The sequence below is a fragment of the Sphingobium lignivorans genome (assembly GCF_014203955.1).
Taxonomy (GTDB): Bacteria; Pseudomonadota; Alphaproteobacteria; order Sphingomonadales; family Sphingomonadaceae; genus Sphingobium; species Sphingobium lignivorans.
The window spans coordinates 2,543,257-2,559,846 of sequence record NZ_JACHKA010000001.1 but is presented as its reverse complement, the minus strand read 5'-3'; the positions used below and the strand labels follow the sequence as shown (position 1 = coordinate 2,559,846).

Annotated in this window: 11 protein-coding genes; 9 read left to right on the top strand and 2 right to left on the bottom strand. The window is 65.9% G+C overall.

Features of this window, described 5'->3' with window-relative positions; all coding sequences use genetic code 11:
* Positions 1-241: 241 nt before the first annotated feature.
* Positions 242-1,021, bottom strand: a complete 780-nt coding sequence (locus tag HNP60_RS11865; protein ID WP_184153950.1) for a class I SAM-dependent methyltransferase — start codon at positions 1,019-1,021, stop codon at positions 242-244.
* Between the two features lie 85 nt (positions 1,022-1,106).
* Here HNP60_RS11865 and HNP60_RS11860 point away from each other — a divergent pair, with 85 nt between their 5' ends.
* The 9 genes from HNP60_RS11860 (at position 1,107) to HNP60_RS11820 (ending at position 13,750) form a co-directional block, all read left to right on the top strand.
* Positions 1,107-1,592: an Rrf2 family transcriptional regulator gene (locus HNP60_RS11860; protein WP_014076837.1), complete on the top strand. Its 486-nt coding sequence runs from the start codon at positions 1,107-1,109 to the stop codon at positions 1,590-1,592.
* Positions 1,593-1,900: 308 nt separating this feature from the next.
* Positions 1,901-2,866, top strand: coding sequence for a DUF8021 domain-containing protein (locus tag HNP60_RS11855; protein WP_184153948.1), 966 nt, complete (start codon positions 1,901-1,903; stop codon positions 2,864-2,866).
* 44 nt (positions 2,867-2,910) lie between these two features.
* Positions 2,911-5,883 carry a TonB-dependent receptor plug domain-containing protein gene (locus tag HNP60_RS11850; RefSeq protein WP_184153946.1) on the top strand — a complete coding sequence of 991 codons (2,973 nt, stop codon included), beginning with the start codon at positions 2,911-2,913 and terminating at the stop codon, positions 5,881-5,883.
* A 73-nt stretch (positions 5,884-5,956) separates the two neighbouring features.
* The gene (locus HNP60_RS11845; RefSeq protein WP_184153944.1) at positions 5,957-6,880 is read left to right on the top strand and encodes a DUF8021 domain-containing protein; all 924 of its coding nucleotides are present in this window, start codon (positions 5,957-5,959) and stop codon (positions 6,878-6,880) included.
* The gene (locus HNP60_RS11840; protein WP_184153942.1) at positions 6,877-7,848 is read left to right on the top strand and encodes a DUF8021 domain-containing protein; all 972 of its coding nucleotides are present in this window, start codon (positions 6,877-6,879) and stop codon (positions 7,846-7,848) included. The genes HNP60_RS11845 and HNP60_RS11840 overlap by 4 nt, the downstream gene beginning before the upstream one ends.
* A gap of 23 nt (positions 7,849-7,871) precedes the next feature.
* Entirely contained in the window at positions 7,872-8,822 is a 951-nt protein-coding gene (locus tag HNP60_RS11835; RefSeq protein ID WP_184153940.1) for a DUF8021 domain-containing protein, read from the top strand.
* Positions 8,823-8,934: 112 nt separating this feature from the next.
* Entirely contained in the window at positions 8,935-9,471 is a 537-nt protein-coding gene (locus tag HNP60_RS11830) for an RNA polymerase sigma factor (protein ID WP_260394853.1), read from the top strand.
* Entirely contained in the window at positions 9,468-10,445 is a 978-nt protein-coding gene (locus HNP60_RS11825) for a FecR family protein (RefSeq protein ID WP_184153937.1), read from the top strand. Before HNP60_RS11830 ends, HNP60_RS11825 begins: the two co-directional genes overlap by 4 nt.
* A gap of 119 nt (positions 10,446-10,564) precedes the next feature.
* Positions 10,565-13,750, top strand: coding sequence for a TonB-dependent receptor domain-containing protein (locus HNP60_RS11820; RefSeq protein WP_184153934.1), 3,186 nt, complete (start codon positions 10,565-10,567; stop codon positions 13,748-13,750).
* 56 nt (positions 13,751-13,806) lie between these two features.
* Here the strand turns inward: HNP60_RS11820 and HNP60_RS11815 are convergent, their stop codons facing one another.
* On the bottom strand, positions 13,807-16,578 hold the full coding sequence (locus HNP60_RS11815) for a TonB-dependent receptor plug domain-containing protein (RefSeq protein WP_184153931.1): 2,772 nt from the start codon (positions 16,576-16,578) through the stop codon (positions 13,807-13,809).
* Positions 16,579-16,590: the final 12 nt, after the last annotated feature.

Sequence of the window (16,590 nt, the reverse complement as noted above, 5' to 3'; positions counted from 1 at the left end):
CCGCTGCGAAGGGGTGGAGCCGTCCATCAGGAATGAGCCCGTCGGGCCGGCAGTTCAAGAACGCTGTGCGCAGCGGTGATATCGGCGGCGGCCGATCTGCGCCGCGATGTGATCTCCATGATCCGGCGTCCCGGAAGGCGCCGGAGCCATGCGCTCATTCCCCATCGACCTGGGATACGTCTTCGGCCTTCGGGACGACATCGCCTCGCTCGAGATCAAGCCCTGAGGTTCCGTGCGATCCTCACCGTTCCGCCACGCCGATAAGGGCGGTCGAGGGGATGGGCAGGATTGGGCGATCAGCCGCCCGATCCCGCACCTCGGCGACCACCGCGGCCTTCTCGACATCGTCCAGACTGGTCCAGTCGGGCGACATGCCGAACAGCGTATCGGGGGCATCGAGCGCCGCCACGTCCAGCCGATAATTATGCGTCACAGCCTCGATACAGGGATCGCGATAGCCGGCAGCGACGAGGGCGCGGGCGAAATCGTCCGGATCGCTGAGCGCCTGGACGGCTTCGGGCATGGCCATGCCCGGCCGCTCCGGGAACAGCTTCTGCCGGATCTCGCCCAGCAGGAGGAACGTCGCCGCGCCCCGGGACTGCCATGTGGCGACCACGCCATGCCCGCCGGGCCGCGTCACCCGGGCCATTTCCGCAAGGCCCTTGCGCCAGTCGGGAAACATGATGACGCCGAAGATCGAAAAGACGGCATCGAACTGCGCGTCCGGCAGGTCCAGCGCCTGCCCGTCCATCACGCGCGCCTCGACATTGGGCAGGCCGGCGGCGGCAATGCACTCCACCATGCCGGGGGAGAAATCGGTCGCCAGCACCTGCGCACCGCTGCGCGCGGCGGCGAGAGCGAGCGCGCCGGTGCCGGCCGCGACATCGAGCACGCGGCTCCCGGGCGTCAGGGGCAGCCGCGCCAGCGCGTCCTCCGCAAAGAGCGCCGTGAAAGGATGGGCGGTCTGCTGATAATGGCGCGCCGCATTGTCCCAATGGTCCGGATTCTCGAATTCCCGCATGTCTTTCCCTCGCGAATCATGTAACTTCATAAGTATCATGATGGCGTGCCCTTGCCAATGGGCGGAGACATGCGAAGATCGCCCCATGCGAAACGACAGCCGCCTTTCCCGCATGCTGCACGTGCTGCTCCACATGGCGCGGCATGACGGCCCCATGAAATCGGAAGCGATCGGCATGATGCTGGGGACCAACCCGGTCGTCGTCCGGCGCACATTGGCGGGACTGCGCGATGCGGGCTATGTCCGCTCCGAGAAGGGGCATGGCGGCGGCTGGGCCATTGCCTGCGACCTGGAACGCGTGTCGCTCCTGGACGTCTATCGCGCAGTCGGCGGCCCCCGGCTTTTCGCGATCGGGAACGAGCATTCCAACCCGGCCTGTGCAGTCGAGCAACTCGTCAACGCCGCGGTAGAAGATGTGCTTCGCGATGCGGAGGCGTTGATGGTCGAGCGGCTGGGCGCGGTGAGCCTCGCGGAGCTGGGCCGGGGCCTGGAGGCACGCTGCGCTGACGACCCGCGGTGGCGGCTCCGGGAAGCGGACGCGGCCGGCGCGGATGCTTCCCGCATGCCGTAGGCAGGCGAGTCCTTTCCTTCCCTTCCCTGGCGGGTCGTTCGGCGGGTGCAGAAGCGGACTATGCGGCATGCCGCCCGGAGGCCCGAGCCGGCCGGATAAAAAATCTTACGGGTTTGTGACGGTCGCGCGTCTTCTCCGTGATCGCCCGACAAGGGGCGGACCGGGAGGCGACTATGAACATCCGCAGCGCGGCAGCGCTCCGTTATCGGCGCGCACATGTTATCACTCTTGGTGCCGCGCTGGCGGCCGCCTTTGTGGCGGCTCCGGTCCACGCCGCGTCGGACTGCGATCGGTCCTGTCTTCAGGGAATGGCGGACCAGTTCGTCGATGCGGTCGGCGGGAAGAAGACCGCGAACTTGCCTCTCGCGGCAGATGTCCGGCTGACCGAAAACGGCCAGACCCTGTCTCCGGGGGACGGTTTCTGGGGCACGGTCGAAGCAGCCGGGCGATATCGCAACATCTTCATCGATATCGATACGCAGCAGATCGGCTTCGTCGCCGTGATGAAGGAGGCCAAGAAGCTCGCGCTCTATGCGGGGCGGCTTCAGGTCAAGGATGGCAAGTTCACCGAGATCGAGACGATCATCTCGCGGTCGAGCGGCTCGGGCAACATCAGTCGCGGCCCGGCCATGCTGGAGGAGCGCGGTGCGCCGCATCCTTCCTGGAGTGAAATCATTCCGGCCGAGCGCCGCGAGACGCGCGAACAACTCGTCCGGGGTGCGAACAATTATTTCGCGGCGATCGAGCTCAATGACGGCCACGCCGACTACCCTTTCACGGATGACTGTCTGCGGCACGAGAACGGTGTTCAGACCACGAACAATCCCGATATCGACTATGCCGACATCAATCGCCGCCTCGCGGGCCAGCAGGGCGAGGCCGCTGCCGCCGCGAACCCGATCGCGCGCCTCTCGGCGTTGAGTTGCACCGCGCAGTTCAAGACAGGCTTTTTTCGCTTCGTCGACCGGGTCCGGGACCGCCGCTTTCCGGTCGTGGACGTCGAGCGCGGCGCCGTCTTCGCGTTCGGCTTCTTCGACCACAGCGGTACGATCCGCAACTTCCCGCTGGCGGATGGAACGATGCTGAAGGACTTTGGTCCCGACACGCCGATGACCTGGGAGATCGCCGAGGCCTTCAAGCTCGAGAGCGGCAAGATCCGGACGATCGAGGCGGTCCTCACGGCAGCGCCCTACGGAATGCCTTCGGGCTGGCCCGGCGCGCGCGACGCCGACCTGCCCAGAACCTTCAGCAAATTGCCGCCGCCTCGCCAGTGAGTGCGGCGCACGCCGTCATCAAGGAAACAAACAGGGGGTTTATCATGAAGAAGAGTGTTCTTTCTCTCATGCTGGCGTCGGCTACCGTCGCGATCCCGGGCGGACCCGCCTGGGCGCAGGACGAGGATGGCGCTGCGAGCACCAGCTCCATCGTCGTTACCGGATCGCGCATTCGTCAGCCCGGTCTCTCCGCCCTGAGCCCCGTGACGACAGTGGGCGAGGAAGACATCAAGCTGACGGGCGCGATGCGCATCGAGGACGTGGTCAACACGCTTCCGGCGTTCACGGCCGGGCAGGGCGCCTTCATCGGCGGTCAGGCAACCGGCACCGCCAACGCCAATCTCCGTAATCTCGGGTCGACGCGAACGCTGGTCCTGATCGACGGCAAGCGCCTGATGCCTGGCAGCCCGATGGCGCTGGTGCCGGACCTGAACTTCATCCCCGGCAACATGATCCGCCGCGTCGACGTGGTGACGGGCGGCGCCTCGGCGGTCTATGGTTCCGATGCCGTGGCGGGCGTGGTGAACTTCATCATGGATCGCAGGTTCGAGGGCGTGCAGATCTCCGCCCAGCACAGCTTCTATCAGCACAATAATCGCGACAGCATCGTCGCGCCGCTCGCCCGGGCGGCCGGCTACGACGTGCCGACGGGCAGCGTGACAGACGGCCATGGCCTGGATCTGTCGGCCAAGATCGGCATCAACCTGGAAGGTGGCCGCGGCAACATCACGGTCTATGGCGGCTATCGCAAGCTGGACGCGTCGTTCCAGGGCAATCGCGACTATGTCGCCTGCGCGCTTGGCGCCACGGGCCCGACCGGCAGCACGCATGCCTGCCTCGGATCGAGCACCACCAGTCCCGCGCGGTTCGTCCTGAACAGTGGTTCGGGTGCGGAGGTCACGTTGGACCCGGCTGGCGAAGGCAACAGCTTCCGTCCCTACAATGTGCTGCGGGACTCCTACAATTACACGCCCATCAACTACTTCCAGCGCCCCGACCGGCGCTACACCATGGGCGCCTTCGCAAGCTATGAAGTGAGCAAGGCTTTCGTCCCCTATCTCGACGTGATGTACATGGACGACCGCACGGTCGCCCAGCTCGCGCCTTCCGGCATCTTCGGCCAGATCTTCCAGATCAACTGCAATAATCCGTTGCTCTCCGCGAGCCAGATGAGCGCCATCTGCGGCGCCGCCAGCGGGACGAGCGCGACGAGGGGAGTCTCGATCGGCAAGCGCAACGTGGAAGGCGGCGGCCGGCTCGACGATCTTCGCCACCAGTCCTACCGCATCGTCGCCGGTGCGCGGGGCGACCTGGGCGATGCCTGGAGCTACGACGTGTACGGGCAGTTCGGCCTCACGACGCTCACCGAGATGTTCCAGCGTGACTTCGCCCTCTCGCGGATCGGCCGTGCGCTGAATGTCGTCACCGACACGCGCCCGGGCAGCGCGACGTTCGGCAGCCCGGTCTGCGCGGCGGTTCTGAACGGTGTGGACCCGAACTGCGTCCCCTACAACGTCTGGTCCGTGAACGGCGTGACGCCGCAGGCCGTGAACTACCTCCAGATCGCGGCCTTCTGGACCGGCGATACGAAGGAGAAGGTGGCCGGCCTTTCGTTCTCCGGCGACCTGGGCAAATATGGCGTGCAGCTTCCCTGGGCCGAGAATGGCGTCAGCGTGGCGCTTGGCGCGGAATATCGCGAGGAGTCCCTCTCCAGTCGCTTCGACGAGACCTTCCGTAACGGCGAGCTGGCGGGCCAGAATGGCAGCCGCCGCGTCAACATGGACGGCAAGTTCGACGTCTTCGAGCTGTTCGGCGAAGCCAATGTGCCGATCGTGGAGGAGCGCCCGCTGTTCCACTCCCTGTCGCTGAACATGGGCTACCGGTTCTCCGAATACAGCACGGCAGGCTCGACGCACACCTTCAAGATCGGTGGTGACTGGGCACCCAGCCGCGACATCCGATTCCGTGCCGGCTACAACAAGGCGGTTCGCGCGCCGAACGTCTCCGAGCTCTTCTCGCCGCTTGGCGCCCCCGGGTTCACCGGCACGGACCCCTGCGCGGGCCCGGCCGTCGATGGCCGCGTGAACGGCTACACCTTCGCGCAGTGCGCGGCTTCCGGCGTCACGCAAGCGCAGTTCGGCACGATCATCGCCAATCCGGCGGGCCAGTACAACAGTCGTACGGGCGGCAACCCCGGCCTGAGGCCGGAGACGGCCTATACCTGGACGGCGGGCTTCGTCGCGACGCCGACATTCCTTCCGGGGCTCTCGATCACCGCCGACTATTTCAACATCCGCGTCGAGGACACGATCGACGTGATCGGCGGCAATCTGATCCTGCGCCAGTGCGTGCAGACGGCGGACCCCTTCTACTGCGACCTCGTCCTGCGGTCGCCGGTCAACGGTTCCATCTATCTCGGCAATGACGGCTATGTGCTCGACATCCGTCGCAACACGGGTTCGAAATCGACCAGCGGCATCGATCTTTCCGTCGATTACCGCCTTGCGCTCGACGAGGTCGGCCTCGGCAATGTTGGGTCCCTCTCCATGTCGTTCAACGGCACATGGCTGGGTTCGCTCAAGACCGAGCCGCTGCCGGGTCTCGGCACCTACGAGTGCAAGGGCTATTTCGGCCTGACCTGCGGCGTACCCTCGCCGGAATGGCGGCACCGCGCGCGGCTGGTCTGGGCGACGCCCTGGGTCGGCGATTTCTCGCTCAACTGGCGCTATATCGGTGCCGTCACCGTCGATCGCGCCAGCAGCGATCCCCTGCTGACCGGACGCGTCGCGGAAGTCGACCGCCGCGTGGGCGATCGCCATTATTTCGACCTGGCCTATTCGACCAACGTGGCCGGCCAGTTCAATCTCCGCGCCGGCGTGAACAACCTGTTCGACAAGGCACCGCCGCTGATCAGCACGAGCTCGCTCACCGGCGTTCTCGGCAACGGCAACACCTACCCGCAGGTCTATGACCCTCTCGGCCGCTACATCTATGTCGGCGCCACGGTCACATTCTGAACGAGACGGGGCGGGGTCGTTCGCGATCCCGCCGCCTTTTTCGAGGAACCAGAAATCGATGAAGAAACGGAGATTGGCTCTGCTCGCAGCACCCTTGCTGCTGATGGCGCAGGCAGGGAAGGCCGAGGCAGGCGCAGACTGCGATCGTGCCTGTCTGGAAGGGCTGGGCAATGCCTATCTGGCAGCCCTGGCCGCCAAGGACGCGGCGGGCTTGCCGCTCTCTGCCGGCGCGCGCTACACCGAGAATGGCCAGACGATGGCGCTCGGCGATGGCATGTGGGCCAGCGTCACGGGCCTTGGCCCTTACCGGCTGCACTTTTCTGACGTGAAGGCCGGCGAGACGGCCCTGTTCGCCGAGGTCGAGGAAAACGGCACGCGTGCCCTGCTCAATCTCCGTCTCAAGGTGATTGATCGCAAGATCAGCGAGATGGAAGCGATCGTTGCGCGGGAGGACAAGCGCCCGCTCGAAGCGTCCTACGACAAGCCGGCCTTTCACGCGGTCGTCCCCCCGGGAAAGCGGTCGTCGCGCGCCGAGCTGATCCGGATCGCGGACTCCTATTTCGAGGGCATCGTGCAAGCGACCGGCAAGCTGACGCCGTTCCATCCGGACTGCATTCGGTTCGAGAATGGCACCCAGACCACCAGCAGCAAGGCCGAGCGCTATGTGGGGACGCTGCATGCCGTGGGCTGTCAGGCACAGTTCGACAGCGGCTTCTCAAAGTTCGTCACGGACGTTCGGGAGCGTCGTTTCCCCATCGTCGATGAGGAGCGGGGGCTCGTCTATTCGATCATGTTCTGGGATCACCGCGGCAACATCCCGCAGGTCACGCTCGCCGACGGCAAAGTGATGAAAGTGCCTTACCCGTTCACGCGGCCCTTCACGCTGATGATGGGCGAACTCTTCAAGATCGAGGACGGGAAGATCCGTCAGATCGAGGCCGCGCATCTCGCCGTGCCCTACAAGATGCCTTCAGGCTGGGTGGAGAAACAACCATGATCCGTCTGTCCCTTGTCGCCGCTCTGCTTGCGGTGGCGCCGCCGGGTGCCTCGGTTGCATCTCCCGCCCCGCATGGCGCGCCGCCCAAGCCGGGCGAAATGGATTGCGAGCGGGCCTGCCTCGAGAGCGTGATGGACGCCTATCTCAAGGCGATGCGCGCACATGATGCCTCGAGCCTGCCGCTGGCGCGCGACTTCCGTCACACGGAGAACGGCGTCGAGCTTCCGCTGAACAAAGGATTCTGGTCGCTCGGGAGCGATCTCGGCGCTTATCGCGTCAATTTCTCGGACGCGGCACGCGGCGAGATAAACGCCTTTGCGACGATGCAGGAGAATGGCATCGACGGGCTGCTGACCGTCCGCCTCAAGGTCGTGAACAAGGCGATCCGCGAGTCGGAGATCATCGTCGTGCGTAATGCACCCCACGCGGCGGCGCTCAATGCCAAGGGCGTGGACCCTCTCTGGAGCCAGCCGGTTCCGGCGGCGCAGCGCCTCTCGCGCAATAGTCTGATCCAGGTGGCGGATCGCTATTTCGACGCGATCGAACAGGACAGTTCTGCCGGTATCACCTTTGCCAGCGACTGCTTCCGTCTTGAGAACGGCCTCCAGACCACCAGCAATCCCACCTATCGGTCGCGCAGCTTCGAGTCCGAGTTCCAGCCTTACAGCCTCAACTGCAAGGACAACATCGACAGTCGCTTCTTCGATTTCGTCAGCCGTATCCAGTATCGTCGCTACACGATCGTCGACGAGGAACGCGGCATCGTGGTGGGCATGGCGCTGTTCGAGCATGACGGGGACAAGAAGACGCTCGACACGAAGGGCGGCCCGGTCGCGGTGCCCCCCAATCTTCTCCGTCCCAGCAGCGTCGGCATTTTCGAAGCTTTCAAGGTCGACAGGACGGGCGTTCGCCGGATCGAGGCGATCGGCACGAGCTATGCTTATGGCCGCGGAAGCGGATGGGATTGATGATTGTCGCGGGAGTATCGAGAATGGGTTTGAGGAAGACGATCGCCACTGCGCTGCTGGGCTTTGCCGCCATCGCGGCATCACCGGCCCTGGCTCAGGCGAGCTGCGACCGTGCGTGCCTGGAGGGTGTCGCTGCCGGCTTCATGGCGGCCATGGACGCGAAGGATCCCGCGAAGGTTCCGGTCGCGGCCGGATTTCACTATACCGAAAACAGCGTGCCGCTGACGCTGGGGGACGGCTTCTGGGCGACGTACCAGAACAAGGGCAGCTACAGCCGTTATTTCGCGGACGTTCCGGCCGGCCAGGTGGTCTGGTTCGGGACGGCGCGTGAGGCGGATCGCCCGGTGCTCGTCTCGCTGCGCCTCAAGGTGGTCGATCGCAAGGTCGCCGAAGCCGAGATGCTGATTTATCGCAATGCCGAACACGTCGCGAAACTGGAAGCGCGCGCCAAGATGCCCGCTTTCGACGAAACGCTCCCCAAGGGGCAGCGGCCGTCCCGTGAGGCGCTGGTGAAGGCAGCGGACAGCTACTTCAACGGATTGACCAGTGGTGCCCCCGTGGCCTTCACCAGCGATTGCAACAGGGTCGAGAACGGCATCCAGACCACGAACAATCCGGAGCACAAGTCGCCGAGCTTTCCGGATCCGGCCTTCAACCCGTTCAACATGACGTGCGACCAGAACATGAAGACCGGACTTTGGCGCTACATCCAGCGCGTCGAGCCGCGCCGTTATGTGCTGGTCGACGAGGAGCGGGGCAATGTGGTGGGCATGTTCATGTTCGTCCATCCGGGGACGATCAAGGAAGTCGACTCGCCCACGCACGGCAAGGTTGCGATGCCGGCCAATGCACGGATACCGAGCCATGTGCTGATCGCGGAAGCCTTCAATATCCGTGACAACAAGATCCGGGCGATCGAAGCGGTCGAAGTCGGCTTGCCTTATGGCCAGCCGGATGGCTGGCAGGGCCGCTGACGGATACGGTATCGGAACGACATGACGGACAGGCGGACGGAAAGCAGAGATCGCGCGGCGCAGAGCGCCGGCATCCCGTTCGCCTGCGTCCGGCCGACGGGGAGCGCTGGCCATGGCCGCTGCTGACCGGTTGAGGCTATGTGGCGGCACGGATGTGCCGGCCGCCACCATGACCGCGCTCAACGGCCGTTTTCGGTTGCCCCTCATCACTTATTTCTTGCGTCGCGGCGTCGCCTATGCCGATGCCGAGGACATGGCGCAGGAAGTCTTGATCCGGACGGACCGGCACGGGGAGGGAGCCGATCGCATCGACGCCTATCTGTTCGGTGTCGCGGCCAATCTGCTGGCGGATCGCTCGCGCAGGCTGGCGGTCCGGATGCGCCACAGCAAGGATATTGCCGCTGTTTCATCGGACATCGACGTGATCGATCCTGAGCGCGTGTTGATTGGTCGGGAGCGACTGGCCATCGTCACCCAGGCCCTGCAGGAACTGAGCGAACGGACGCGCACGATTTTCATGCTCGCCCGGTTCGAGAATGTCTCCCAGCGCGAGATCGCCGATCGGCTCGGTGTATCGCTGAGCACGGTGGAGAAGGGACTGGCGCAGGCCATCGCCCATCTGGTGCGTCGGCTGGGGGATCCGAAATGACGATGCATGCCCCCCACGACCCCATCGATGCGGCCGCGCAGTGGTATGCCCTGCTGTTGCAGGGACGATTGACGGCCGAAGAAGGCGCCGCCTTTGACCGATGGCTGGCCGCAGCGCCGGCCAATCTGGAAGCGTTCACGCGCGTGAGCGAAACCTGGGATGCGCTGCAGGAGCGCCCGGAGGCGATGGCACCGGCAGAGCCTGCACCGGCAGAGCCGGCACCCGAGGTGCGGCGCATCGACCGGAGATGGTTCCTTGGCGGTGGCGCCGTTGCCGCGATGGCCCTGGCGGCCTCCCTGGCGCTGGTCATGATCCCTTCCGGGGTGCCCCCGACCGCGCCTGTCGATCTGCGCACGGCGGCCGGAGAGCGCAGGGTGACCACGTTACCCGACGGATCTGTCGTCACGCTCGATGGCGACAGCAGGGTCCTGATGCGCGATACGAGCCAGTCACGCGCGCTCGAACTGGCGGGGGGGCGGGCTCTCTTCGCCGTCCGATCGGACAAGGCGAGGCCTTTCGTGGTCGCGGCGAGCGGGATCAGCGTCACCGCAACGGGGACATTGTTCTCGGTCGAGCGTCTGGACGACCAGATCCAGGTCGAACTGTATGAAGGGGGCGTCATCGTGCGGTCGCCGGCACATCGCTTCGAGCAGGCGCTGAAGCCGGGGACGCGGCTCGTGATCCATGGCGATGGCCGGCCGGCGCTCATGGAGCGCCTGCTGGACGATCGCAGCAGGGCCTGGGTCACGGGCGAGGTGGTCCTTGTCGACGAAACGCTGGCCATCGCCGTCCAGCGCGTCAATCGCATGGCGACGAGGCAGATCGAGGTTGACCCTGCCGTCGCATCCTTCAAGGTGAGCGGCGTATTCCGATCCGGGGAGATCGACGGCTTCGTGGACGCCGTGACGTCTCTGCTCGATGTACGGGCAGAGACCGATGGCAAGGTGATCCGCTTCGAACCCGGGAGACGCTGAGCCGGGCACATGCGGAGAAGCAGTTGACGTGTCTCATCTGCAGAGTTCGGTCGAGGGCCTTTTCGGTTCACGTCCTGCTTTTCCGCTCGTCCTGTCTCGTGCTGGCGCTCGCGGCGTCGATGGCCAGTCCGGTTGCTGCGCGGGACCAGGTACGCGATGACGTCGTGCGGGTCGCCTCGGGTCCGGCCGGCGACGCTCTCCGCACCCTCGGTCGCCTTACCGGCGCGCAGATCGCTTTTCGGGAAGAAGACGTGGCTGGGTTCCGCACGCACGCGATCGCGGGACGGCTGGGCACGGCCGAAGCTCTGCGCCGGATGCTGGCCGGAACCGGATTGCGGGCTGCGCGCAGGCCCAGCGGCATTTTCGTGATCACGAGGGCGAGACGGGCCAGCATCGCGACGAGGCCTGCACGGGCACCGCCATCGCTCGCTCAGGTGGGTGCGGCGCCCGCTGAGGAAACGATCATCCTCACCGGCTCGCGCATCCGCCCCCCGAGCGAGGAGCCGGTCGGCCCGGTCTTCTCGCTGGATCTCGCTGCGCAGCATCCCGGGCAGATGCTCAGGGCCGAGGATCTGGTCGCCAGCCTTCCATTCGCCGGCACCGAGCAGGGCGCCTTCCTTTCCGGTCAGGCGACCGGCACCGCCACGGTCAATTTGCGCGGCCTGGGCAGCGCGCGCACGCTGCTGCTCATCAATGGACGCCGCATGATGCCCGGCGATCCGCTGGCTCTGGTGGCCGATCTCAACAGCATTCCCCTGCCGGTGGTGAAGCGGATGGAGGTGGTTTCCGGCGGCGGATCGAGCATCTACGGGTCCGATGCCGTCGCCGGCGTAATCAATTTCATTACCGACGATCATTTCGAGGGCGTGACTGCCTCCGCGAGCCTCGGCGCCTATATCCATGACAATGACAGTCCGGCGCGAGCCATCGTGACGAGAGCGGGCTATGCGTCCCCGGCGGGACTGGTCGCTGACGGATGGAGCCGCGAAGTGACTCTTCAGGCGGGCTCGCGGCTGGGGGACCGAGGGCATATCGTGGCCTATAGCACGTTCCGGCAGGTGGATGGGGTCTTGCAGCGACAGCGGGATTACAGCGCCTGCGGGCTGAGCAGGGCCCGCGCGACCGACAATGCGCTGAGCTGCCTGGGCTCCAGCACGACGGTCCCGGCCCGTTTCATCCTGGACGGTGGGGCGGGGCCGGCGGTCACGCTCGATCCGGGTTCTGACGGATTCCGCCCTTATGTGACCAGTCGCGATTCCTTCAATTACGCGCCCGACAATCACCTCCAGCGGCCCGATCGCCGGATCGCGGCAGGGCTGATCGGTCATTACGAGTTGAGCTCCGCTTTCGTCCCCTTCGCGGAATTCATGATCGCGGATGACCACACCCGGGCCCGCATTGCGCCCTCGGGCATATTCGGTGAGCTCTTCCCCATCGCGTGCGACAATCCGCTGCTTTCCGCGAGCCAGCAGGACGCCGTTTGTGGAATCGCCGCGGGGACGGGCGCGCGGCGTCTTGTGTCGATCGGGCGCCGCAATGTCGAAGGCGGGCCGAGGGTGGACGATATCCGGCATCGCTCGTTCCGCGCCATTGTGGGGCTGCGGGGCGAAGCGAACGCGGACTGGCAGTATGAAAGCCATGTGCAATATGGCCGGGTCGATCTTCGGGAAGTCTTCACCGGCGATCTCTCCCGGACGCGCATCGGGCGGGCCCTTGATGTGACGCTGGATGACAGGCCTGCCAGTCCGACTGTCGGGCGTCCGGTCTGCGCTGCCGTCCTGACCGGAATCGACCTGGCCTGCCGCCCCTATGATGTCTGGCGCGTGGGCCCGGCCGACCAGCAAGCCGTGGACTATCTTGCCGCGACGGCCTCGATGCGTGGGCGCACTGAGGAGTGGGTGGCAAATGTGGCTCTGACCGGTCGGTTGGACGCGGCGGGAATCCGCAGCCCATGGGCTGGCGAGGCGGTCGGCGTGGTGATCGGCGGTGAATATCGTCGTGAGATACTCGCCCTCGACTTCAACGAGACCTTCGAAAGCGGCGACCTTTCGGGCCAGAGCGGGACTCGCCGGCTCGACCAGCATGGCGCGTTCGATGTGGTGGAAGCCTTCGGCGAATTGCAATTGCCGCTGACCGGCGTCGCCCATGCGGTCGGACGGATCACGCTGGAATTCGGAGGGCGCATCAGCCGCTATTCGACATCGGGCTGGTCACACAGTCGCAAGGCCGGTTTCACCTGGGCAAGGCGCGGGCTGAGCTTGCGGGGAAGCTATAATCGTGCCGTGCGCGCGCCAAATGTGGCCGAACTGTTTGCACCAGCCCGCAATCCGACGTTCAGTGGCTGGGATCCCTGCGCCGGCCCCGCGACGAACGGCCTCGTGAACGGCAACGACTTCGCGGCCTGCGCGGCATCCGGCGTCACGGCGGCCCAGTTCGGCAACATCGCCGTCAATCCGGCCCGGCTGTTCAACATTCGCACCGGTGGGAACCCGGCGTTGCAGCCCGAGATAGCCGACACTCTCACGCTCGGCGTCAGCATCGCGCCGCCGGAGATGCCGCGCTTCAGCCTGAGCCTGGATTATTTCGACATCCGCGTACGCAACGCGATCGGCCAGATCGGGGCCAATCTTATCCTCGCCAACTGCGTACAGACCGGCGCCCCGAGCCTGTGCCAGCTGGTCCATCGATCGCCCATCAACGGCTCGCTCGACCTTGGCAACGACGGCTATGTCGCCGATCCGTTGCGCAACATCGGCGCCCTGTCGACCTCCGGTGTGGATATCGGTCTGCGCTACACTATGGCTCTGCCGGCCGGGCCGGGTGGGGAGATACGGCTCTCGCTCGTCGCCAGCCACGTCTTCCGTCAGCAGGCCGAGCGCGCGCCTGAACTTGGCCGCTTCGATTGTGTGGGGCTGTATGGGCTGGTGTGCGGCCTGCCGACGCCTCGCTGGCGCCAGCGTGCATCGGTGACCTGGGTGACGGACGGGGCAATCTCCACGATGCTGACCTGGCGTCGGCTGGGCGCCGTCCGGGTCGACCGGAGCAGTGCCGATCCGCTTCTCGCCGGGGCCGTTTCGCCCGATCGCGGGAAGATCCCTCGCCAGGACTATTTTGACCTGAGCCTGGCCATCCCGGCCTCCAGCCGTCTGACGCTCAGCCTGTCGGTACTGAATGTGCTGGACCGCGACCCGCCTCTGGTCGCGGCGGACTCGCTGATCGGCGTGCTCGGCAACGGCAACACCTTCCCGCAATTCTACGATCCGCTCGGACGGTTCGTCCGGCTCGACATGAAAATCGCTTTATGACCCGACCGGAGGCAGCCGATCCGGACCGGCTGCCTCACGACCAGATGGTCTTGCGCTCAGTAAGCGAAGCGGACGCCGATCTTGTAGGCGCGGCCGATCACGTCGTAGAGCACGGCATTGCCCGGGCCGGAGCTTGACGGGGTGTTGTTGGGCGGCATCGTATCGAGCAGATTGTTCGCGACGCCGAACAGCTCCAGCTTCTGCCTGCCCGATTCATAGACGGTGATCTGCGAGTTCAGGTTGAGATAGACCCGCGCGCCGATCCTGTTGTCGCTGATGCTGTTCGGCGCGGTCGGGGCGTATCCCTCCTCGCCGGGGCCGATGAGCAGCGCATTATACACGCCGGACGAGACATAGCGGCCCTGCAGCTGTGCGGCGAACGGCCCCTTGGACCACCCGATATTGCCCGTCACGGTCCAGCTGGGCACGCCTGATGTCTGCGATGTCGGGGCACCATTCATGCCGGCGCGATCGACGGTCCCGCCGCTGTCGACCGTGATGAGATCGATCACATGCGTGCCGAGCAGGCGGATATCCAGTGTCCCGTCCGCCAGCCCTGTGCGGTAGCTCGCCTCGAAGTCAACGCCCCGGACCTTGAGGGAATTGACGTTGAGATTGATGTTCCGCACGCCCAGCAATTGCTGGGTCACGGGGTCGCGATCGATCAGTGCGCAGAACTCGGTCGCGCCCTGCTCGCACCGCGCGACGATCGTCCCGCCGCCCAGCGTGGAGATCGCGCCGTCGAGCCTGATGTCGTAATAGTCGGCCGCGATGCGAAGACCACGCATCGGCGAGACCACGACGCCCGCGGTGAAGGTGTCCGCCGTTTCCGGCCTCAGCTGCTCGTTCCCGCCGATCAGCACGGGCACCAGCTCGCTGGCACCGTCGAAGCGCGGGTCGTCGATGCGCTGGAAGGAAGTGCTGGGCGGGCTGTAGAGCTCGAAGAAATTGGGTGCGCGGATATCACGCGACCGTGTCGCGCGCACGCGCAGGAGGCTGGAGACGTCCCAGACGCCGCCGACTTTCCACGTCGTGACCGTGCCGCTCGTGGAATAATCGGTCACGCGCACGGCGCCGTTCAGTTCCAGGCTCTGCATGAAGGGCAGGTCACGGGCGAGCGGCAGGGCGGCCTCGGCAAAGGCTTCCTTCACTTCGACGGCGGGGCCGGTGATGCCGGAGCCCGGGCTGGTGTAGAAGCGCAGGGCCGTGGAGACCGGATCGGCTGATCCTTCGGCGTCCTCTACCCGGTATTCGGCACCGATCGCGACCGGGATGGCGCCCGCCCAGCCTTCGAAAAGGTCGCCGCGCAGCGTGGCTGCCACGACATGCTGGGTGAGCTTGGTGTTCTGCTGCGCCGTTCCATAGGCATAGGCCTTTGCGGCCGCCGAGAAGTTGTTCTGGCCGAACAGGTTCAGCGGCGCGCAGCCCTGGACCAGCTGATTGGTCGGGTCGGTGAGCGTCGAGCGGCAGACGATCGATCCATCGCTTGCCTCGACGGCGTCCACCGCGCGAAGGAAATTGTCGTTGATGCGGTTGTTGGAGGCGGTCTGCGCATAATCGGTCTGGCCGTATTGATAATAGACGTCCCATGACCAGCCCTGGCCGATCCGGCCCTCCAGCCCGGCAGCGATCCGGGCCGTCTCGCGCGTCGTCCTGCCGACCATCGGCCCCAGATCCTGGCCGATGCGGCCGAAGGTGAAGGACGTCAGCCCGAGCGCGGTCATGCGGTCGACCACCGACTCCGGCAGGAAGGGGTTGTCGCGCTGGATGACGATGTTGGTATCCCGGGTCTGCGCGCCGACGAGTTCCGCCGTCACGCGCCCGTAGGACGCATCCATCTTGAATTCGAGGTCCGACCCCAGATCGTAGCGCAACTGGCCGTAGAGCGAATAACGCTCGACCGGCGCGACGAGCGGGAAATTGTCGAAATAGGCATTGCGCGGATCCGCGCTGCCGCCGGACTGGAACAGGCCTGCCCCATAATAGACGCCATAATCATGCTGGAAGGTGGACCCGTCATCCGCGAACTCGGTGCCGCGCAATGGCCCGGACACGATGAGGCCGCCCCATGAGGCCGTGGCGGGCCGCGCATTGGGAAGCAGGACCTGCCGGGGCAGGCCATTCGCCTGGGGGGTCGGGTTGGTGATGGGCGCGACTTCCGCCGCGCAGAACGGGCGATCATAACAGGAGCCGATGCCATCGGAACCGGCATATTCGCCGGCAAGGACGATGTGCCCGGCGCCGCCCGCGAAGCTGGTTCCTGCGGCGAGGGAGTAGAAGCGCTCCACATTGTCCCCGCGCTCGGCCATGCCGAGCTGTGCCGAACCGCGCAGGCCTTCCAGCCGGTCATCGAGGATCAGGTTGACCACGCCGGCCACGGCATCCGAGCCGTAGGCCGCCGACGCGCCGCCCGTCACCACCTCCGTCCGGGCCACCAGCGAGGTCGGGATCATGTTGAGGTCGACCGCGCCGGCAGGGGAGAGGGGATTGCCCGCGACCGTCCCCGAAATGAAGCGCCGTCCATTGACCAGCACGAGCGTGCGGTTGGCGCCAAGGCCCCGAAGGTCGGACAGTTGTGCGCCCGCGTTGGCGAGGGACACGCCGGCCGTGGCGGGGGTGGACTGCGCGCGGAACGAGGGCAGCTGATTCAGCGCGTCGCCGATATTCGCTGAACCCTGCCGTGCGATTTCCTCCTGCCCGAGCACGGTGACGGGCGTGGGAGCCTGAAAGCCTCCCCGGGCCAGCCGACTGCCGGTGACGACGATGGCTTCCGTGGACGGCGCATTGTCAGCCGTCGAAGAGGTCGCCGCATCATCCTGCTGGGCCATGAGCGGCGCGTG